At 60.9% G+C, this 17,484-nt stretch carries 22 protein-coding genes and 1 tRNA gene; 10 read left to right on the top strand and 13 right to left on the bottom strand.

Features of this window, described 5'->3' with window-relative positions; all coding sequences use genetic code 11:
• Positions 1 to 106: 106 nt before the first annotated feature.
• The 4 genes from ACXAG8_RS06490 to ACXAG8_RS06475 all read left to right on the top strand — a co-directional run bounded on the left by ACXAG8_RS06490 (position 107) and on the right by ACXAG8_RS06475 (position 3,828).
• The gene (locus ACXAG8_RS06490; RefSeq protein WP_475222955.1) at positions 107 to 772 is read left to right on the top strand and encodes an NnrU family protein; all 666 of its coding nucleotides are present in this window, start codon (positions 107 to 109) and stop codon (positions 770 to 772) included.
• Positions 773 to 844: 72 nt separating this feature from the next.
• Positions 845 to 1,366, top strand: a complete 522-nt coding sequence (locus ACXAG8_RS06485; RefSeq protein WP_475222954.1) for a DUF2478 domain-containing protein — start codon at positions 845 to 847, stop codon at positions 1,364 to 1,366.
• Between the two features lie 93 nt (positions 1,367 to 1,459).
• Complete coding sequence (locus ACXAG8_RS06480) at positions 1,460 to 2,707, top strand: D-arabinono-1,4-lactone oxidase (protein WP_475222953.1); 1,248 nt, start codon at positions 1,460 to 1,462, stop codon at positions 2,705 to 2,707.
• Positions 2,704 to 3,828, top strand: a complete 1,125-nt coding sequence (locus tag ACXAG8_RS06475; protein ID WP_475222951.1) for an alanine racemase — start codon at positions 2,704 to 2,706, stop codon at positions 3,826 to 3,828. The genes ACXAG8_RS06480 and ACXAG8_RS06475 overlap by 4 nt, the downstream gene beginning before the upstream one ends.
• A gap of 90 nt (positions 3,829 to 3,918) precedes the next feature.
• Here ACXAG8_RS06475 and ACXAG8_RS06470 read toward each other — a convergent pair whose 3' ends face one another.
• The 6 genes from ACXAG8_RS06470 to ACXAG8_RS06445 form a co-directional block, all read right to left on the bottom strand.
• Positions 3,919 to 4,674, bottom strand: coding sequence for an ABC transporter ATP-binding protein (locus ACXAG8_RS06470; protein ID WP_475222949.1), 756 nt, complete (start codon positions 4,672 to 4,674; stop codon positions 3,919 to 3,921).
• 9 nt (positions 4,675 to 4,683) lie between these two features.
• The gene (locus ACXAG8_RS06465) at positions 4,684 to 5,439 is read right to left on the bottom strand and encodes an ABC transporter ATP-binding protein (protein ID WP_475222947.1); all 756 of its coding nucleotides are present in this window, start codon (positions 5,437 to 5,439) and stop codon (positions 4,684 to 4,686) included.
• Positions 5,440 to 5,451: 12 nt separating this feature from the next.
• Positions 5,452 to 6,657 (bottom strand): branched-chain amino acid ABC transporter permease, encoded by a 1,206-nt coding sequence (locus tag ACXAG8_RS06460; protein WP_475222945.1) that lies wholly within the window; start codon positions 6,655 to 6,657, stop codon positions 5,452 to 5,454.
• Between the two features lie 3 nt (positions 6,658 to 6,660).
• Positions 6,661 to 7,692, bottom strand: a complete 1,032-nt coding sequence (locus ACXAG8_RS06455; RefSeq protein WP_475222943.1) for a branched-chain amino acid ABC transporter permease — start codon at positions 7,690 to 7,692, stop codon at positions 6,661 to 6,663.
• A gap of 105 nt (positions 7,693 to 7,797) precedes the next feature.
• Entirely contained in the window at positions 7,798 to 9,144 is a 1,347-nt protein-coding gene (locus ACXAG8_RS06450; RefSeq protein WP_475222941.1) for a substrate-binding protein, read from the bottom strand.
• 488 nt (positions 9,145 to 9,632) lie between these two features.
• Positions 9,633 to 9,716, bottom strand: a tRNA-Tyr gene (locus ACXAG8_RS06445).
• A 116-nt stretch (positions 9,717 to 9,832) separates the two neighbouring features.
• Here ACXAG8_RS06445 and rlmB point away from each other — a divergent pair.
• From rlmB to ACXAG8_RS06425, 4 genes are all read left to right on the top strand, one after another.
• Positions 9,833 to 10,606, top strand: a complete 774-nt coding sequence (rlmB, locus tag ACXAG8_RS06440) for a 23S rRNA (guanosine(2251)-2'-O)-methyltransferase RlmB (RefSeq protein ID WP_475222940.1) — start codon at positions 9,833 to 9,835, stop codon at positions 10,604 to 10,606.
• A gap of 12 nt (positions 10,607 to 10,618) precedes the next feature.
• Entirely contained in the window at positions 10,619 to 10,903 is a 285-nt protein-coding gene (locus ACXAG8_RS06435) for a hypothetical protein (RefSeq protein WP_475223120.1), read from the top strand.
• A 116-nt stretch (positions 10,904 to 11,019) separates the two neighbouring features.
• Entirely contained in the window at positions 11,020 to 11,475 is a 456-nt protein-coding gene (locus tag ACXAG8_RS06430) for a YHS domain-containing (seleno)protein (protein ID WP_475222939.1), read from the top strand.
• A gap of 200 nt (positions 11,476 to 11,675) precedes the next feature.
• Positions 11,676 to 12,146 (top strand): CoA-binding protein, encoded by a 471-nt coding sequence (locus ACXAG8_RS06425; protein WP_475222938.1) that lies wholly within the window; start codon positions 11,676 to 11,678, stop codon positions 12,144 to 12,146.
• A 3-nt stretch (positions 12,147 to 12,149) separates the two neighbouring features.
• On the opposite strand, the gene ACXAG8_RS06420 is transcribed toward ACXAG8_RS06425, so the two are convergent.
• From ACXAG8_RS06420 to hisF, 3 genes are all read right to left on the bottom strand, one after another.
• Positions 12,150 to 12,725: a hypothetical protein gene (locus tag ACXAG8_RS06420; RefSeq protein WP_475222937.1), complete on the bottom strand. Its 576-nt coding sequence runs from the start codon at positions 12,723 to 12,725 to the stop codon at positions 12,150 to 12,152.
• 79 nt (positions 12,726 to 12,804) lie between these two features.
• Complete coding sequence (locus ACXAG8_RS06415) at positions 12,805 to 13,122, bottom strand: phosphoribosyl-ATP diphosphatase (protein WP_475222936.1); 318 nt, start codon at positions 13,120 to 13,122, stop codon at positions 12,805 to 12,807.
• Positions 13,119 to 13,880, bottom strand: coding sequence for an imidazole glycerol phosphate synthase subunit HisF (hisF, locus tag ACXAG8_RS06410; RefSeq protein WP_475222935.1), 762 nt, complete (start codon positions 13,878 to 13,880; stop codon positions 13,119 to 13,121). Before hisF ends, ACXAG8_RS06415 begins: the two co-directional genes overlap by 4 nt.
• A 117-nt stretch (positions 13,881 to 13,997) precedes the next feature.
• On the opposite strand from hisF, the gene ACXAG8_RS06405 reads away from it, so the two are divergent.
• The gene (locus ACXAG8_RS06405) at positions 13,998 to 14,444 is read left to right on the top strand and encodes a DUF302 domain-containing protein (protein ID WP_475222933.1); all 447 of its coding nucleotides are present in this window, start codon (positions 13,998 to 14,000) and stop codon (positions 14,442 to 14,444) included.
• A gap of 9 nt (positions 14,445 to 14,453) precedes the next feature.
• Here the strand turns inward: ACXAG8_RS06405 and ACXAG8_RS06400 are convergent, their stop codons facing one another.
• Positions 14,454 to 14,903 carry a DUF2867 domain-containing protein gene (locus ACXAG8_RS06400; protein ID WP_475222931.1) on the bottom strand — a complete coding sequence of 150 codons (450 nt, stop codon included), beginning with the start codon at positions 14,901 to 14,903 and terminating at the stop codon, positions 14,454 to 14,456.
• Positions 14,904 to 14,922: 19 nt separating this feature from the next.
• Complete coding sequence (hisA, locus tag ACXAG8_RS06395) at positions 14,923 to 15,645, bottom strand: 1-(5-phosphoribosyl)-5-[(5-phosphoribosylamino)methylideneamino]imidazole-4-carboxamide isomerase (protein WP_475222929.1); 723 nt, start codon at positions 15,643 to 15,645, stop codon at positions 14,923 to 14,925.
• A gap of 134 nt (positions 15,646 to 15,779) precedes the next feature.
• On the opposite strand from hisA, the gene ACXAG8_RS06390 reads away from it, so the two are divergent.
• The gene (locus ACXAG8_RS06390) at positions 15,780 to 16,181 is read left to right on the top strand and encodes a DUF2147 domain-containing protein (RefSeq protein WP_475222927.1); all 402 of its coding nucleotides are present in this window, start codon (positions 15,780 to 15,782) and stop codon (positions 16,179 to 16,181) included.
• A gap of 4 nt (positions 16,182 to 16,185) precedes the next feature.
• On the opposite strand, the gene hisH is transcribed toward ACXAG8_RS06390, so the two are convergent.
• Complete coding sequence (gene hisH, locus ACXAG8_RS06385) at positions 16,186 to 16,824, bottom strand: imidazole glycerol phosphate synthase subunit HisH (protein ID WP_475223118.1); 639 nt, start codon at positions 16,822 to 16,824, stop codon at positions 16,186 to 16,188.
• Positions 16,825 to 16,884: 60 nt separating this feature from the next.
• Positions 16,885 to 17,472, bottom strand: a complete 588-nt coding sequence (hisB, locus tag ACXAG8_RS06380; RefSeq protein WP_475222926.1) for an imidazoleglycerol-phosphate dehydratase HisB — start codon at positions 17,470 to 17,472, stop codon at positions 16,885 to 16,887.
• Positions 17,473 to 17,484: the final 12 nt, after the last annotated feature.

Raw genomic sequence — 17,484 nt, 5'->3', positions numbered from 1 at the left:
AACCGGGCAGGGGCGGTGCATCCGCCCCCATGCCCCCACTTGATTTCGGACAAAGACCGGCGCATCGGGCCGCATTAGACCGGGTGCAACTTTTTCGGAGATCATCATGACCGGTTGGGGCTTGTTCCTTGCTGCACTTGCAACCTTTATGCTCAGCCACATGATCCCGGCGCGCCCGGCAGTGCGGGGATGGCTGATCGGCACGCTGGGGCGTCGGGGGTATTTTGCGGCCTATTCGCTGATCTCGCTCGCGGTTCTGGGGTGGCTGATCGTCGCCGCAGCCAACGCGCCCTATGTCGAGGTCATCCCGCCGCTGCCTCTGTTGCGCTGGGTGCCGGTGCTGATCATGCCGGTGGTCTGCTGGCTGGCGATTGCCGGGCTTGCAATCCAGAACCCGTTTTCGTTTGGCGGGTTGGGACAGAAACCCTTTGATCCCGAAAACCCCGGTATCCTGCGCGCTACCCGCCACCCGATCCTTGTGGCACTGATGCTGTGGGCGGTGGCACATCTGCTGGCCAATGGCAGCCTTTCGCATGTCATCCTGTTCGGGTTGTTTGCCGGTTTCGCACTGATGGGGATGGCCCTGATCGACCGGCGCAATGCCCGTCTGATGGGGTCTGAATGGCGCCGCCTGACCCGCAACACCGCGCGCCTGTCCTTGCGCGCACCGCGCCCCTGGCCGCCCCTTTGGGTCTGGATCGCCGCAGCCGCGGCGTTTGCGGGGCTATTGCACCTTCACTTGCCCGTCATCGGGCTCTCGCCGTTACCGTGACAACCGAGAGTAGCCGGGCAAACCAATGCGTGTTATCTGAAACGTCACGAACTTCTCATGAGGGGTCTTTCGATGAACTTGGCCTATGTAACCACGACCGACCGCGGAGCAACCGACAGGCTGCTCAGCCAGGTTGCCGAGCGTCTGCTGGCCAAAGGCGCCAAGCTGGCCGGGGTCGTGCAAACCAATACCGACTGCGTGGACAGCGCCAAATGTGACATGGACCTGCGCGTTTTGCCCGATGGTGAAACGATCCGGATATCGCAATCCCTTGGCGAACACGCGCGGGGCTGCCGGTTGGACCCGGCCGCGCTGGAGCAGGCGGTTGGATATGTCAGCGCCTCGTTGGAGGACGCGCCGCAGTTGCTGATCATCAACAAGTTCGGCAAGCACGAGGCGGACGGGCGTGGATTTCGCCCGGTGATCGGCGATGCGCTGGCCCTTGATATCCCGGTGCTTGTCGGGGTGAACGGCCTGAACCACGAAAAGTTCGAAACCTTCACCGATAATGCTGCGCAGGCGCTGGAACCGGAACTGGATGCGATTGTCGAATGGGTCGAACGTGTGACGGCACAGCGATCCGCGGCGGCTTAAACCCACCTCACCCCACGTAAGGCACTGAATACCGGGCTTGTTCCACTGGCTTTGGGCTGCAATCCTGATCCCAAAGGCTTTGGGGGCAGAAACATGTGGAGCAACTGGGCAGGTAACGAAACATCGCCCCTGCAAGCTGCGCGCCCGGCAACGCTGGCCGGTTTGCAGCAAACGGTCGCTGGGGCACGGTCCCTCAGGGTTGTCGGGGCTGGGCATTCCTTTTCGCCGCTCGTAACCGGCAATGACCAAATCCTTGACCTGACGGCCTTGGACGCGCCTGCCGTATCCAGTGTCGAAGACGGGCGTGCATGGGTCAACCCGAACGCGCGTCTGGCCGCGCTTTCGCCCGCGCTGGCAAGCCATGACGTGGCTTTTCGAAACCTTGGTGACATCAATGCGCAAACGCTGGCGGGCGCGATCTCGACGGCGACACATGGAACCGGGCAGTCGCTGCCATGCCTGTCGGCCGAGGTGACGGCGGCCCGGTTGATCGGCCCGGCGGGGCAGGTTCTGACAACCGATGACATACCATTGGACATGGTGCAGGTTTCGCTGGGGCTGCTTGGTATCCTGACCGAGGCGCAGATCAACGTGGTCCCGCGATACAACCTGCGGCGGCGCGTACGGCTTTCGCCGCTGTCCGAAACCCTGGACAGCATGCACGAAAGCTGGGCCGATGCCCGGAATTTCGAGTTCTTTTTTATTCCCTTTACCGGGAAGGCCGTCGAAATCACACATGAAATGACCGGGGCAAAAGAAACCAAAGCCCCGCGCGACCTGGATATGGTCGCTGTCAAAGTGCTGAAGCTGGCGCGCAATGCCGGGCGGGTCAGCCCCGGACTGCGGCGGTTCTTGCTGAACCTGCTGACATTGGCCCAAAGCGACGAAGATTTTGTCGGTGAAAGCTGGCGTGTCTTGTGCAGCGACCGGCGTATCCGGTTCAAAGAGATGGAATACCACCTGCCGCCCGAGGCGGCACATGAGGTTCTGAAACAGGTCATCGACCGCCTGCATAATGACCACGCGGATATCTATTTTCCGATCGAGGTGCGCCAGACGGCGGGGGACGATGCCTGTCTCTCTCCGTTTTCGGGCGGCGCGCGGGTTTCGGTGGCAATCCACACGGACGCAAATGAGGATCATCAGGCCTTTTTCAACGCGATCGAGCCGATTTTCATCGAGGCCGGTGGCCGCCCGCATTGGGGCAAGATGCACAGCCTGACGTTCCGGGAATTGTCCGCCCTGTATCCGGGGTTCGAACGGTTTTGCGCCCTGCGGCAGGACATTGACCCCAAAGGCAAGTTCCTGTCGCCGGCACTGGCGCGGATGTTCAGGCCATGACGGCGGCGTATCTGGCGCGTTTGTCCGAAACCTTGCGCGATTTCGGGGTGGATCAACCGGTGGCCGTCGTTGATCTGGACCGGGTGGATGCAAATTGCCGGACAGCGCTTGCGGGATCGGATCAGGCGCTGGGGCACCGGTTGGTCGCCAAGTCCCTGCCGTGCTTGCCGTTGCTGGATCACATTCGGGGGCAGGTGCCGACATCAGGGTTGATGACCTTCTCGGAAACGATGCTGCAATCCCTGCTGTTGCAAGAACCGGACACAGACCATTTGCTGGGCAAGCCCTTGCCGGTCTCGTCCGCGGCGCGGGTTCTCGACCGGTGCCCGGATGCGGGCAGGCGGGTACAGTGGCTGATCGATACGCAGGCCCGCTTGTCGCAATATTTGGCGCTGGCGGTTGAGCGGGGCACCCCTGTTCGCCTGTCGCTGGAAATTGACGTTGGCCTGCATCGCGGCGGAATGACCGCGGCAGAGGTTGCCCGCGCGGTAAAGGAAATCGCCGCGCATCCCCTGGCAGAGCTGTCAGGTGTCATGGGATACGAGGCCCATCTGGCCAAGATGCCGCGTATTTTGCGCGGGCGGTCGAAACGGAGTTGCGCGCAAGCCTATCGCGATGCGGTTGCGGCGCTGGGGGCAGATGCCCAGGGGCTGTGCCGCAACACGGGCGGCAGCCTGACATTCCAGGATTATGCCGCCGGGGGCGCCGCAAATGAGGTCGCCTTTGGCTCGGTCCTGGTCAAGCCGTCGGATTTCGACCACAGCTCGACCCTTGGGTTTTCGGCGGCGCTGTTCATCGCAACGCCCATCCTGAAGGTCATGGACGGCAACCCATGGCCGGCGCTGGAATTTCTGAACCTGCGGCGCAGGACGGACCTGGCCATTCTGGGTGGGCATTACCTGGCCAAACCGGTTTACCCATCCGGGTTTTCCTATTCCGGCGTTTTCGGCCGTTCCAGCAACCAGGAGGTTTGGTCGGGCCCGGCCCAAGCGGAGGTTCAACCCGATGACGTGGCCTTGCTGCGCCCCAGCCAAAGCGAGGCCGTGTTGAACCAGTTCGGAACCGTTCTGGCCGTGCGCAATGACGCAGTGATCACGGAATGGCCGACCTTGCCAACCTGACAATACAAAACCGAGGGCGGCGCGGGCCGCGGAAACGAAAAAGACCGGGCCAAACGCGGCCCGGCCTGGTGTCAACATCCGCACTACTGGTCAGATCGCCAGGTATTCTTCCCGCAGCTTGTCATTCTCAAGAACCTCATTGGCGGTTCCGTCAAAAACGATGCCGCCCGTGTCCAGAATGATGGCGCGGTCGGCAAGTTCCAGGGCGCGGACGGCGTTCTGCTCGACAATTATGGTTGTCATGCCCTGTTGCTTGATGTGAATCAGGGTCTTTTCGATCTCGTCCACGATGACGGGTGCCAGCCCCTCGTAGGGTTCGTCCAGCAACAGCACCTTGATGTCGCGCGCCAGCGCGCGTGCAATTGCCAGCATCTGCTGTTCGCCACCCGACAGGGTTATGCCTTCTTGCTTGCGGCGTTCGCCAAGGCGGGGAAACAGCTCGTAGAGCCTGTCTAGCGACCAGCCGATGGGCGGGGCGATTTGCGCCAGTTGCAGGTTCTCTTCGACCGTCAGGCCGGGGATGATCCGCCGGTCTTCGGGGACCAGGCCAAGCCCCGCCGCGGCGGCCTCGTAGCTGGTCATGTTGTGCAACGGCTTGTGATCAAGCCAGATCTCGCCGTGACGCACCTCGGGCTCGCCCGTGCGGGCGATTGACCGCAGGGTCGAGGTCTTGCCCGCGCCGTTACGCCCCAGCAGCGCAAGGATCTCGCCTTCGTGGACGTTAAAGCTGACGCCCTGCACGATGTAGCTTTCGCCATAATACGAATGCATGTCCCAGACCGACAGAAATGCCGGGGCGGTGCTGGCCATGTTCGCGTTCTTTGAAAAATCCGGTTTGTGGTTCATGGTTTTTCCTTACGCTGCCTCGCCCAGATAGGCTTCTCTGACCTTGGGGTTGCCCCGGATGTTCTCGGGAGTGTCCTCGACCAGCGGTGTCCCCTGCGCCAGAACGGTGATCCGCTCGGCCAGGCTGAACACCACATGCATGTCATGTTCGATAATGGCGATGGTGATGTCGCGCTCGTCCTTGATCTGCTTCAGCAGGTCGATCGTGTTGTTGGTGTCCGCACGGGCCATGCCTGCCGTCGGTTCATCCAACAGCAACAGGCGGGGCTTCTGGCTCAGGCACATGCCGATTTCCAGGCGCCGTTTGTCGCCGCGGGACATGGCGGCCGCGTGCATGTCGCGTTTGTCCGCCATGTTCATTTCTTCCAACATGGCCTCGGCCTGCTCGACGATTTCCTTTTCATTGGCAATGGTTTCATAGGCGTGCATACGGAACGCCCCGTCCCGCATCGCGAAGATGGGGATCAGCATGTTTTCCATCACGGTAAGTTCGCCAAAGATTTCGGGGGTCTGGAACACCCGGCTGATGCCCATCTGATTGATCTGGAACGGCTCGCGCCCCAGCACCGAATTATTGTCGAACAAAACGGACCCGGTGTCGGGGATCAGCTTGCCGACCAGGCAGTTCAGCAAGGTCGACTTGCCCGCCCCATTGGGGCCGATGATCGCATGGACCGAGTTTTCCTCGACGCTGAGGTTCACATCGCTCAGCGCCTGGAGCCCACCGAAACGCTTGCTTACATCTTTTACTTTGAGGATAGCCATTGTTGCGTTTCCTTATTCTGCGGGCTCGGTTTCGCCGGATTTCGGGCCGTCGGACCCGTTCCGCCTGCGACGCACCCACCCCATGAGGCGCTGACCGCCTTCGACAAGTCCACCCGGCAGGTAGATGACCACCAGCATGAACAGGATGCCCAGCGTCAGGTGCCAGCCCTTGCCTATGAACGGATGGATGATGAACACAACCGCATCTTCAAGCCCGTCGGGCAGGAACGCGAACCAGCCATGCAGCACGTTGTCGTTGATCTTCGAGAAGATGTTCTCGAAATACTTGATGAAACCCGCGCCCAGCACCGGGCCGATCAGGGTGCCGGTGCCGCCCAGGATGGTCATCAGCACAACCTCGCCCGATGCGGTCCACTGCATCCGCTCGGCGCCTGCCAGCGGGTCCATCGCAGCCATCAGGCCGCCCGCCAGCCCGGCATACATGCCCGAGATCACAAAGGCCGCCAGCGTATAGGGCTTTGAGTTCAGGCCGGTATAGTTCATCCGCTGCTGGTTCGACTTCACCGCCCGCAGCATCATGCCGAAGGGTGACCGGAAAATGCGGATCGCCAGGTAGAACACGGCCATCATCACGACCGCGCACAGGTAATATCCCGCGTTGAAGTCAAAACTCCACCCGCCAACATCCATCGTATAGGTGGCGCGCATCGGCAGGCCGAACAGATGGGGCAGGTCGGGGGCATTGGCTCCCTGCAGGATCTGCGGATCATCCGCATAGACCTGCAGGCCGGTTTCCCCGTTGGTCAGGTTGAACTTGGGGTTCGACAGTACTGAATAGGCCAAGGCAAAGCTCATCTGTGCGAAGGCCAGCGTCAGGATCGAGAAATAGATGCCGGACCGTCGCAGACTGACAAAACCGATCAGAAGCGAGAACAGCCCCGCCACGACGACGCTTAGCGCGATGGCCGGAATGACGTTGTAGCTGAGCAGCTTGAACATCCACACGGCCGAATAGGACCCCACGCCCAGAAAGGCCGCATGGCCAAAGGAAAGGTAACCGGTCAGGCCAAACAGGATGTTGAACCCGATCGCGAAGATGCCAAAGATCACGAACCTTTGCATCAGGTCCGGATAACCGGCGTTGAATTGCGCCATGGCGCTGTTGGTGGGGAAGGGGTTCAGGATGAAGGGTGCCAGCAACGTCAGAATGGCGACGATGATCAGCAGGCTGGTATCTTTCTTGTTCAGTCCCAACATGGATTATTCCTCCATCACGCCTTTGCGGCCCATCAGACCGCGCGGGCGGGTCAGAAGAACGATGATGGCGACAAGGTAAATGATGATCTGGTTGATGCCCGGGATCGTGGTGGTGGCCCAGGTTGTCGAGGCAAAGCTTTCAAGGATGCCCAGCAGGAACCCTGCCAGGACAGCGCCGGGCAGCGACCCCATGCCGCCGACAACCACGACGACAAAGCTGAGAACCAGGAAATCCATCCCCATGTGATAATTCGGCGGGTTCAGCGGGCCGTACATCACGCCGGCCAAACCGGCCACGGCGGCGGCGATACCGAACATGATGGTGAACCGCCGGTCGATATTGATGCCCAGCAGCCCCACCGTTTCGCGATCGGCCATGCCGGCGCGGACAACCATGCCGAAGGTGGTGAATTGCAGGAACGAGAATACCCCGCCGATGATCACGACAGCGAACAGGAAATAGACCAACCGCCAGATCGGGTAGATGATGGCGTTGGGGTCGAACCCGAAGGCCACGCCAAGGTCGACAGACCCGCTCAGCGCATCAGGCGGCGGGGTCTGGATGGGGTTGGCGCCAAAGAAATACTTGATGACTTCCTGCAGCACGATTGCAAGGCCAAAGGTCACAAGGATCTGGTCGGCATGCGGACGCTTGTAAAAGTGTTTGATCAGCCCGCGTTCCATCACGTAGCCGACCAGCAGCATGATGGGAATGGCGAACAAAACGGCCAGTGGAACCGACCAGTCGATGATGGCTGCTCCTGTCTCGGGCCCGAACCAGCTTTCGACATAGGGTGTTTTTACTTTCAACGGGTTCCCCAAAAAGTCCGTCTGGGTCTCGTCGATCGTCTCAAAGCTCAGGTTCAGGATCTTTTGCAGCGTGACCGCGCAAAAAGCCCCGATCATGAACAATGCGCCATGGGCAAAGTTCACGACACCGAGCGTGCCGAAAATCAGCGTCAGGCCCAACGCGATAAGCGCATAGGCAGAGCCCTTGTCGAGCCCGTTCAGAATTTGCAGGAGGATTGCGTCCATCGTCCCTACCTTTGACTGGTTCCGCAAACTCTCTCCGCCCCGGAGGCCGGAGAGAGCTCGGTCTTGATGTCAGAGAGTTTTCTCAGGAAATCTCTCGGTCGCGGATCAGGCGCCCGGGTTGCACTTGCCCAGATCGCCACCAGCAAACATCGGGTGCTCGGGGTCGTACTCGACCTGCGCGCGCGGGGTGATCTCGACGATCTCCAGCGTGTCATAGGCGTTGGTCGGGTTCTGGTTGCCCCGCACGACCAGCACGTCCTTAAAGCACTGGTGGTCCGCGCCGCGATACCAGGTCGGGCCATTGCCCAGGCCGTCGAACTCGAAATCTTCCAGGGCTTCGGCCACACCGCACGGGTTGAAGGTTCCGGCACGTTCACACGCATCTGCGTAAAGCAGCGTCTGCGCATAGCAGGTCTGGGCCGAGTTGGACGGCGGCTTGCCGTATTTCTCGCCGAACGATTTGACAAAGGCCTTGGTGCCTTCGTCCTGCAATTGCCAGTTCCAGTTCATCGAACCCAGAACACCTTTGATGTTCTCACCGGCACCGGCAGCCATCAGTTCCGAATAGAGCGGAACGACGATTGCAAAGTCCTTGCCGTTCACCTGCTTGTCCAGCAGGCCGAACTGAATCGCGTTGGTCAGCGAGTTGACCATGTTGCCGCCATAGTGGTTCAGGACAAGCACATCGGCGCCCGAATTCAGAACCGGCGCGATATAGGACGAGAAGTCCGTCGATGCCAGCGGGGTCTTGACGGTGTTGACCGTTTCCCAACCCAGCGCCTCGGTCGAGGCCACGATCGACTCTTCCTGGGTCCAGCCCCAGTTGTAATCGGCGGTCAGGTGATAGGCCCGGCGTTCATTGCCATATTCCTTGGCCAGCACCGGCGCCAGAGCGGCACCCGACATGTAGGCGTTGAAGAAGTGGCGGAACCCGTTTGCTTTCTTGTCCTTGCCGGTGGTGTCGTTGGCATGGGTCAGACCGGCCATAAAGATGACGCCCGCCTCTTGGCAGAGGCCCTGAACCGCAACGGCCACACCGGATGACGATCCGCCGTTGATCATGATCGCGCCGTCTTTTTCGATCATCGACTTTGCCGACGCGCGCGCCGCGTCCGATTTGGTTTGCGTGTCGCCCGTGACGAACTCGACCTTCTTGCCCAGGATGCCATTGCCCTGCAGCGCCTTGGACGAGAACGTGTTCAGGCAACCACCGTCGCCTTCGCCGTTCAGGTGCTCGACCGCCAGTTGCTGCGCCAGAAGTTCATCATTGCCTTCTTCGGCATAGGGGCCGGTCTGGGGCACGTTGAAGCCCAGCACGACCGACGAGCCGGTCGGCTCGTTGGTATAGGCCGCTGCAGACGAGGCTGTGAAGATCGTCGGCAGAGCCAGTCCGGCGCTTGTAACGGCACCCGACTTGAGCACGCCGCGACGCGTGACAGTTCTTTTAGTCATGTATTCCTCCCATTTTGCACTTTGCGTTTTTTCGCTCTCTGGCTCCTCTTCCAGCGGGCGAAAACGCAGCTTTGCGCAAAACGAGTATGAGGGGCTGAATGAAAATTCCCCAACAAGTCGCTAATATTGAAATATTATTTTGTAAATTTCTCAACACGAATTGGTGAATTTTGTAAATTCTTGGGGCTTCGGGGGCGCAATATGGTTGATTTAATATGTGAAAACAGAAAATCCGCCGCCGCGCTCGGTGGGGCAGGCGCCGGCGTGGGGCTGCGAACCGGATGTGCGCAAAAGCCAATGCAAGCGAAGCCGCAGTCAGCCCGTCAACGAAAGCTTGCGCGCGCACCAAGAATCGGCCCGGCGCAATTCTCAAGGTGATACTTCTGCATGGGTGCTGTGACTTGCCCCACACCGACGGTTCGACGCGCGGCCATTTTCAGGGTTCAGCGCAGCTGAGCCAACCCGGAACTGTCTTGCACATGAGGAAATGGTGGGCGACCCTGGAATCGAACCAGGCGTGCGTCTCCGCGAGGGAGTTACAGTCCCCTGCCACACCTTGCGGCCTGTCGCCCACTGTCAGGCGTTGCACCTGACGTGGAGGCGTGATTACTAGCGCTCCAAAGGAGCGTCAACAGGAAAATACGGCGTTGGCGCAGGAAACATGTTCCCCGGCCCGGAGGCCAGCAAAATGAAGAAACCCAAGTGGGTCGTTGAAAAAGAGCAGGCCCGGAAATCGGCGGCTGCCGAGACCGTCTGGCTGTTTGGTTTGCATGCGGTGCGTGATGCGCTGATGAACCCCGACAGGCAAAAGCTGCGTTTGATCGTCACCCGGAACGCACGGGACAAGCTGGCCGAGGCGATCTCGTTTTCCGGGATCGAACCCGAAGACGCCGACGCGCGGAAGTTTTCGGCCCCAATCGACCCCGGCTCAGTTCATCAGGGCGCGGCGCTTGAGGTCAAGCCGCTGGCCTGGGGCGGGTTGGCAGAAAACTGCATCGGGCGCGAACATCCGCGCGTGCTGCTGCTTGACCGCGTGACCGACCCCCATAACGTGGGTGCGATCCTGCGGTCGGCCGAGGTTCTGGGGGCCAGCGCGGTGATCGGAACCCGGCATCATTCGGCGCCTGAAACCGGCGCCTTGGCGAAAACCGCCAGCGGCGCGCTGGAGCGGCAGCCCTATTTGAGGGTTCGCAACCTGGCCGACGCAATTGTCGAGTTGCAGCGGATGGGATTTCTTGTGCTGGGCCTGGACGGCGAGGCGCAGGACACGATCGAAACCGCGCTTGAAGGCAACCTGGCGCGGCCTGTTGCCCTGGTTCTGGGGGCCGAGGGGCCGGGATTGCGGCAAAAGACCAAGGAAACCGTTGACCGCCTTGTGAAAATTGACGCAGCCGGTGGTTTCGGGTCATTGAACGTTTCCAATGCCGCCGCCATATCCTTGTACGCATCCCGGTACCGCTGACAGGAGGCGACCATTTCCCACCACCCACCGAAAATTGCCACATGCTGTTACTGTGGAACCCGTGCGGCGCTGGTGCTGAAGGGGAGCCTCAGGCACGAGCTGAGCTGTTCCAGTTGTGGCGCGCCATTGCATGATCTCAAAAAGCTACCCAAATCCGCCGGGACGCCGCGCCCGACCCCAGAGCGCCACGCGCCAACCCGCCGTCCCGTCAAGGCCAAGAAGAAGAAAAAGCAGCGGGGCCTGTTTTCACGAGTATTGGAAGAGGCGCTGGATGTGATCGAGGACGTCTTTGATTGACTGCGTCCAGAAGGCAAAAGCGTTCACATCCCTGTCATCGGGGGTTACGCGCGGGTGAAAAAGCTGCATTTTTATGCCTTCTTGACCCTTAACGACAAGCAAGTACTGAAATCGCGATGGCAATTCTGAGCAGACGATCCCTGATAGCCGGTCTTTCGGTAATGGTGTTGCCGCATGTCGCGTGGGCGCAAAAAAAGCCGGCATATTTTGCGACAGAGGGGGCCGCCATTCACGGGTATGACGCGGTGTCCTATTTCGCCGCCGAGGCGCCTGTGCGTGGGCAGGCAAACATCGCGGTCACGTGGAAGGGCGCGCAATGGTTCTTTGCGTCGCAGCAAAACCGTGAGCGTTTCGAAAGCAACCCGCGGGCCTATGCGCCCCAATTCGGCGGGTATTGCGCCTATGCAATGGCGCATGGGGCGCTCAGCAGTACGGACCCGAAAGCCTGGAAAATCGTTGACGGGCGGCTGTACCTGACGCATTCGCCGGAAATCGAGCGGCTTTGGCAGGGGAATGCCGCGGAAAACATTCGGCTGGCCGAAGAATACTGGCCGGCCATCCTGTATCGCTGACGGGCCAATTTCCGCTTACTGCGAATTGTCATCACAAAATTTGGCGCGCCCTCTTTTTTTCCGAAAACTCATGCTTAAATGTCACAGTGACCGCGGAACGGAACTGCCGCGGGTCATTTCACTGTCCCTCGTTCCAACAACTTGCGCCCAGGTCACCCTGGGCGCTTTTTTCTTGTGGGGCCCGCGGTTAGGGTGCCGCCATGTCTGACTATTCCGATGCATTCCTGAAAACGGTCCTGCAACGCACCAAGGTTGTCGCGGTTGTGGGCGTATCAATGAACCCGGTGCGCCCCAGCTTCTATGTGGCGCGGTACCTGGCGTTGAAGGGATACAAAGTGATCCCGGTCAATCCGGGCCACGCGGGCAAAACTCTGTTCGGTGAAACGGTTCGGGCATCGCTGTCAGAGATATCAGAGCCGGTGGATATGGTGGACATTTTCCGCCGTTCCGAGGCCGTTCCGCCCATCGTCGACGCGGCGTTGGCCGCATTTCCCGACCTGCGCACGATCTGGATGCAGATCGGGGTCGAGCATGAGCAGGCCGCCTCCAAGGCGCGGGCGCAGGGCGTGGACGTCGTGATGAACCGTTGCCCAAAGATCGAATATCAACGTCTTTTCGGCGAGCTGCGCATGGGCGGGTTTGCGACCGGGGTGATCTCGTCCAAGCTCTGACCGTTATTGCGCGGGCGTCGCCTGCAACCGGGCGACCTGTTGCTGGCGCCGTTTTTCCAGCACGACGGCGCGTGGAACCCAGTCATAGCGCGTATCTTGGGGCAAAGGGGCCCAGTACAGAATGCCGCCATATCGCCAGGGGTCCAGAACCACGCCCTGATACATCGTTTCGCCCTTGCGGCTGATGATTGCGGTGCTGTGGTCGATCCGGAACGGGTTGTCGGCATTGGCGATTGCGCGGTGCATGGTCAGGGTTTTGAAATTCTCCTGGTTCAGGCGCTTTTCGATATCCTCGGCCCAGTGCCAGCACAGCCCGCGCGGGCGCAGCCCCTTGTTGACCTTGGCGTTGTGAATAAGCGGCGGATCGGTGATTTCGTATTCGCGGGCCAACTGTGCCGTATAGGAATAGGCGATATTGGCCGCGCGCTGCGCTTCGGCAGGGTCAACATCCGGGCCAAGGCTTTGGATCTGGGCCGCAAGGCGGTGGACATCGTCGTCACTGGAGGGGGGAGCGGCGGCGCAAGCCCCGAGAAAGGCAAAAGCGATCAACGCCATCACACAGGCCACGCGCTGGATCATTCCGTCGTCCTTTGATTGCAGCGCCTGGGCGCGTCAACGCGAGAGTATAAATGGCCAATCCCGCAGACGAAACCCGTGTTCAGTTGCCCGGGCGCGCAGCCTTTTCGGCGATGCCGCTAGTGCCCTGCCGGCGGGCAAGTTCGTCAAGCACATCATCCAGCGCAACGTCCCGTGCGGCCAGCATCACCAATAGGTGGTACAGCACATCGCCGGCCTCGGCGGTCAGTTTGGCCCGATCGCCTTTGACGGCTTCGATGATGGCCTCGACAGCCTCTTCCCCGAATTTTTCAGCGCATTTCTCGGGGCCCTTGGCCAGCAGCTTGGCGGTCCAGCTCGATTCGGGGTCGGCAGTTTTGCGCGCCTCGATTGTCGCGGCGAGATCATGCAGAATGCTCATGTCAGCCTCATCGGTATTCCTGCGGCGGCCATGTGGTCCTTGGCCTCGCGGATCGTGAATTCGCCAAAGTGAAAGATCGAGGCCGCCAGAACGGCGCTGGCCCCGCCTTTGGTCACGCCTTCGACAAGGTGGGCCAGCGTGCCTACGCCGCCACTGGCGATGACCGGCACGTCGACCGCATCGGATATCGCGCGGGTCAGCGGCAGGTTGAACCCGGCCTTGGTTCCGTCGCGGTCCATGGATGTCAAAAGGATCTCTCCGGCGCCCTTGGCGACAACGGTCTTGGCGAATTCCACCGCGTCGATGCCGGTGGGTTTGCGGCCGCCATGGGTGAAAATCTCCCATTTGCCGGGGCTGACGGTCTTGGCATCTATGGCGCAGACGATGCACTGGCTGCCGAACTGGTCCGCGGCCTCGGCTATGACGTCCGGGTTGGCCACAGCGGCCGAGTTGAAGCTGACTTTGTCGGCACCGGCCAGCAACAGGGCACGCACATCGTCTCTGGTGCGCACGCCGCCGCCCACGGTCAGGGGGACAAAGCACTGTTCGGCGGTGCGCTGCACCACATCGAACATCGTACCGCGGTTTTCATGGGTGGCGTGAATGTCCAGAAAGCAAATCTCATCCGCACCGGCGGCGTCATAGGCCTTGGCCGATTCCACCGGGTCGCCTGCATCGCGCAGGCCAACGAAATTCACGCCCTTGACCACGCGGCCATCGGCGACATCAAGACAGGGGATGATACGGGTTTTCAGCATCGGCCTTCCTTTGTTGGCGCACCTCTACCGGCAAAGCCCCGCCGATGCCAGACTTGTGATTGCCACAATTTCCACAGCTGTGAACACTGGTCTCAGTTTCATCAGGAGATCGGTCAGATGCAAAACCTATTTTTGGCAACAGCACTTCTTTTGGCGGCACCGAACTGGGGGCTGGCGGACGAAATAATCAAGGTCAATACCGCCAAACCCGTGTCAGAGGCGATGGACGCGCTGGAAGCAGCGGTTGGAGGGGCCGGGGCCACGGTGTTCGCCCGTATCGATCATGCCGCGGGGGCGGAAAAGGTCGGCCTGACCATACCGGCCAACCAGGTTCTGATCTTTGGCAATCCCGCGCTGGGAACTCCGGCGATGCAGATCGACCCGCGCGCGGGGCTTTTCCTGCCGCTCAAGGTTCAGGTTTACGAAGATGCGGACGGTCAGGTCTGGCTGGCCTACGAAGACCCCAAGGAAACCATGGATGACCTTGACGATGTCGAAAAGTCGCCGGTTGTCGAGAAGATGCGCGGCGCGCTTGATAAGCTGACATCGGTCGCGGCGCAGTAAGGCGGAAACTCAGCGGCTTGCGCGCCTGACGCGCGCAAGCGCGTTTCGCGCGATCAAAATGTGAAAGGGCAGGATGGCGGCCAGGTAAAGCCGCCCGCCCAGATTGTGGCGGTGCACCCAGGTCGCAAGCGAAACGCGACCGTTTTCGGAATAGACCGAGACCCTGAAATCAAGGTGCCGATCATCAAACCCCGCGATCACTTCGGTATCACCGTCATGTTCGACCGGGAACAAGCCGACCTTGTCCTTGGCCTCGGGCCCGGTCCCGCTCAGCCCGAACGGGGCGACAAGTATGCCGCGCAGCCGGACCAGCACCGTCGCCCAGGCCGGGAAATCGGTGATGATTTCGGCCGCCTGGCGCGGTGGAATGTCGGATGCAACGCTGAAGCAGTCCAGAAAATCGCCGCTTTGCAGTCTTTCCCGCAACCGGCTGCCATCCGGCAATCTGGATCTGTGCACTCGCGTTTTCGGCAATGGGCTATTCTCTGAGCGCTGCCAGAGCCTCTTTCAGATCAATCGCCCCATCATAGAGCGCCCGCCCCGAGATCGCACCATCCAACGCTGCGCCACAATCGCGCAGGGCGATAAGGTCGGCGACCGAGGATACACCGCCCGAGGCGATCACCGGGATTGCGACCGCGCGGGCCAGGGCAGCCGTGGCGTCAATATTGGGCCCCTGCATGGCGCCGTCGCGGTTGATGTCGGTGTATATGATGGCCGCCACGCCCGCGTCTTCGAAGCTGCGCGCCAGATCGGTGACCTGTACGTCGGTCTCTTCGGCCCATCCCTTGGTGGCAACCATGCCGTTGCGCGCGTCGATGCCCACGGCGACCTTGCCGGGGAATTCACGCGCGGCCTGACGCACCAGGTCGGGGTTCTCAACCGCGACCGTCCCCAGAATCACCCGCGCCAGCCCCTTGTCGATCCAGGTTTCGATGGTGGCCATGTCGCGGATGCCACCGCCCAGCTGGGCGGGGACGTCACATTGCTTCAGTATCGCCTCGACCGGGGCGGCGTTGACAGGTTCACCGGCAAAAGCGCCGTTCAGGTCAACCAGGTGCAGCCAATCGCACCCGGCTTCGACAAAAGCACGGGCCTGGGCCGCCGGGTCATCGTTAAAGACCGTGGCCTTGTCCATTTCGCCGCGCAGCAGGCGCACGGCCTGGCCGTCTTTGAGGTCGATAGCGGGGTAAAGGATCATGTCGGGCGGCCCTGTTTCACTGTTGCTTGCGCGGGATATCGCACAGGCAGGGCAGGGGATGCAACGCGACGCCAAGTCAATCTTGCTGGAATGGCTCTTGCGGGTCAGACTGGCCGGAAAACAGGGAGGACATCATGAAAAGACTAACACTTGCCGCAGGCTTTGCGGTTCTGGCAACCGGCGCATTCGCAGCCGACCCGATTGACGGATTGTGGAAAACACAGCCCGGCGACACAGGTGGGTACCTGCACGTGACAATCGGATCTTGCGGCAGCGCCATTTGCGGCACGATCGACTCGGCCTTTGATGCGCAGGGCAATGAACAACTGTCCTATGAGAACCTGGGCAAGCAGATCATCTGGGACATGATCCCCGAAGGCGGCGGCAAATACGACGACGGCAAGATCTGGGCACCGGACCGGGACAAGACCTATGGTTCGAAAATGACCCTTGATGGCCAGAATACGCTGACGGTCAAAGGCTGTGTTGCCGGTGGTCTGGTCTGCCGGGGGCAAACCTGGACACGGGTTCAGTAACCCGTCAGGGCGCCCAGGTCAGGAAATTCCCGATCATGCGCAGGCCGACATCCTGGCTTTTCTCGGGGTGGAACTGCATGCCAAGCATCGTGTCGCGGCCAATCACGGCCGTGACTTCTTGCCCGTAATCGACATAGGCCAACCGTTGCGCGGGATCGCTCACGCGGAAATGGTAGGAATGGACGAAATAGGTGTGATCGCCGGATGCCACGCCGGCAAAGACCGGGTGGTCGCTTTCCAACACCAGGTTGTTCCAGCCCATATGGGGGACTTTCAGCGCCCGGTCTGACGGGTCGATCCGAACCACGTCGCCCGCAACCCAGCCCAGCCCATCTGTCTCGGTATACTCGTGGCCCGCGGTGGCCATAAGCTGCATTCCAACGCAAATACCCAGAAACGGGCGGCCCTTCTGCTCGACCGCCTCGACCATCGCGTCGTAAATGCCCTTGTGGCCACGCAGCTCGGCGGCACAGGCCGGAAAGGCTCCGTCACCGGGCAGAACAAGGCGATCCGCCCGCGCGACCACATCCGCGTCCGAGGTCACAACGACCTCGCCTGCATTTACCTCTTGCGCCATGCGTTGAAACGCCTTTTCGGCAGAGTGCAGGTTGCCGCTCTCGTAGTCGATGATGGCTGTCAGCATCATGTATCTCCGTGAGGAAGAGTTCTGGTGGTCGGTCCAAGGACCCACCCAATTGCCAGGCTACAGCGCGCCCTTGGTCGACGGAATCGCATCGGCCTTGCGCGGATCGGTCTCGACCGCGCAGCGCAGGGCGCGCGCGACGGCCTTAAAGGCCGCCTCGGCGATGTGGTGGCTGTTGAACCCGTGCAACTGGTCGACATGCAGCGTGATACCGCCATGGGTGCTGAGCGCCTGAAAGAACTCGCGTACCAGTTCGGTGTCAAACGTGCCGATCTTGGGCGTCGGCAGGTCCAGGTTCCAGATCAGGAACGGACGCGCGGACAGGTCCAGCGCACAGCGCACCTGCGCATCATCCATGGGCAGGTGGCATTCGCCATAGCGACAGATGCCTTTCTTGTCCCCCAGCGCCTGCGTCAGGGCCTGGCCCAATGCAATTCCGGTATCCTCGACCGTGTGATGGTCGTCGATATGCGTGTCGCCCGAGGCGCGGATCGTCATGTCGATCAGAGAATGGCGCGCAAGCTGATCCAGCATGTGATCAAAGAAACCGACGCCGGTCTGAATGTCATAGGTGCCTGTGCCGTCCAGATTGACCTCGACCGAGATGTCGGTCTCGGCGGTCTTGCGGCTGATCTTGGCTGTGCGCATGGCGAATTCCTT

Source organism: Ruegeria sp. ABD4_443, from assembly GCF_056160865.1.
Note: the sequence above shows the minus strand (reverse complement) of the source record. Positions and strands in the feature narration are given on the sequence as shown.

Excerpts from the sequence above, each read along its gene's own strand:
- hisH (WP_475223118.1), bottom strand. The coding sequence starts at position 16,824 with ATGCTGACAGCCATCATCGACTACGAGAGCGGCAACCTGCACTCTGCC.
- ACXAG8_RS06465 (WP_475222947.1), bottom strand. The coding sequence starts at position 5,439 with ATGGCTATCCTCAAAGTAAAAGATGTAAGCAAGCGTTTCGGTGGGCTC.
- ACXAG8_RS06470 (WP_475222949.1), bottom strand. The coding sequence starts at position 4,674 with ATGAACCACAAACCGGATTTTTCAAAGAACGCGAACATGGCCAGCACC.
- ACXAG8_RS06460 (WP_475222945.1), bottom strand. The coding sequence starts at position 6,657 with ATGTTGGGACTGAACAAGAAAGATACCAGCCTGCTGATCATCGTCGCC.
- ACXAG8_RS06490 (WP_475222955.1), top strand. The coding sequence starts at position 107 with ATGACCGGTTGGGGCTTGTTCCTTGCTGCACTTGCAACCTTTATGCTC.
- rlmB (WP_475222940.1), top strand. The coding sequence starts at position 9,833 with ATGAAGAAACCCAAGTGGGTCGTTGAAAAAGAGCAGGCCCGGAAATCG.
- ACXAG8_RS06480 (WP_475222953.1), top strand. The coding sequence starts at position 1,460 with ATGTGGAGCAACTGGGCAGGTAACGAAACATCGCCCCTGCAAGCTGCG.
- ACXAG8_RS06425 (WP_475222938.1), top strand. The coding sequence starts at position 11,676 with ATGTCTGACTATTCCGATGCATTCCTGAAAACGGTCCTGCAACGCACC.
- ACXAG8_RS06485 (WP_475222954.1), top strand. The coding sequence starts at position 845 with ATGAACTTGGCCTATGTAACCACGACCGACCGCGGAGCAACCGACAGG.
- ACXAG8_RS06390 (WP_475222927.1), top strand. The coding sequence starts at position 15,780 with ATGAAAAGACTAACACTTGCCGCAGGCTTTGCGGTTCTGGCAACCGGC.
- ACXAG8_RS06415 (WP_475222936.1), bottom strand. The coding sequence starts at position 13,122 with ATGAGCATTCTGCATGATCTCGCCGCGACAATCGAGGCGCGCAAAACT.
- ACXAG8_RS06405 (WP_475222933.1), top strand. The coding sequence starts at position 13,998 with ATGCAAAACCTATTTTTGGCAACAGCACTTCTTTTGGCGGCACCGAAC.
- hisB (WP_475222926.1), bottom strand. The coding sequence starts at position 17,472 with ATGCGCACAGCCAAGATCAGCCGCAAGACCGCCGAGACCGACATCTCG.
- hisF (WP_475222935.1), bottom strand. The coding sequence starts at position 13,880 with ATGCTGAAAACCCGTATCATCCCCTGTCTTGATGTCGCCGATGGCCGC.
- hisA (WP_475222929.1), bottom strand. The coding sequence starts at position 15,645 with ATGATCCTTTACCCCGCTATCGACCTCAAAGACGGCCAGGCCGTGCGC.
- ACXAG8_RS06430 (WP_475222939.1), top strand. The coding sequence starts at position 11,020 with ATGGCAATTCTGAGCAGACGATCCCTGATAGCCGGTCTTTCGGTAATG.
- ACXAG8_RS06420 (WP_475222937.1), bottom strand. The coding sequence starts at position 12,725 with ATGATCCAGCGCGTGGCCTGTGTGATGGCGTTGATCGCTTTTGCCTTT.
- ACXAG8_RS06455 (WP_475222943.1), bottom strand. The coding sequence starts at position 7,692 with ATGGACGCAATCCTCCTGCAAATTCTGAACGGGCTCGACAAGGGCTCT.
- ACXAG8_RS06475 (WP_475222951.1), top strand. The coding sequence starts at position 2,704 with ATGACGGCGGCGTATCTGGCGCGTTTGTCCGAAACCTTGCGCGATTTC.
- ACXAG8_RS06450 (WP_475222941.1), bottom strand. The coding sequence starts at position 9,144 with ATGACTAAAAGAACTGTCACGCGTCGCGGCGTGCTCAAGTCGGGTGCC.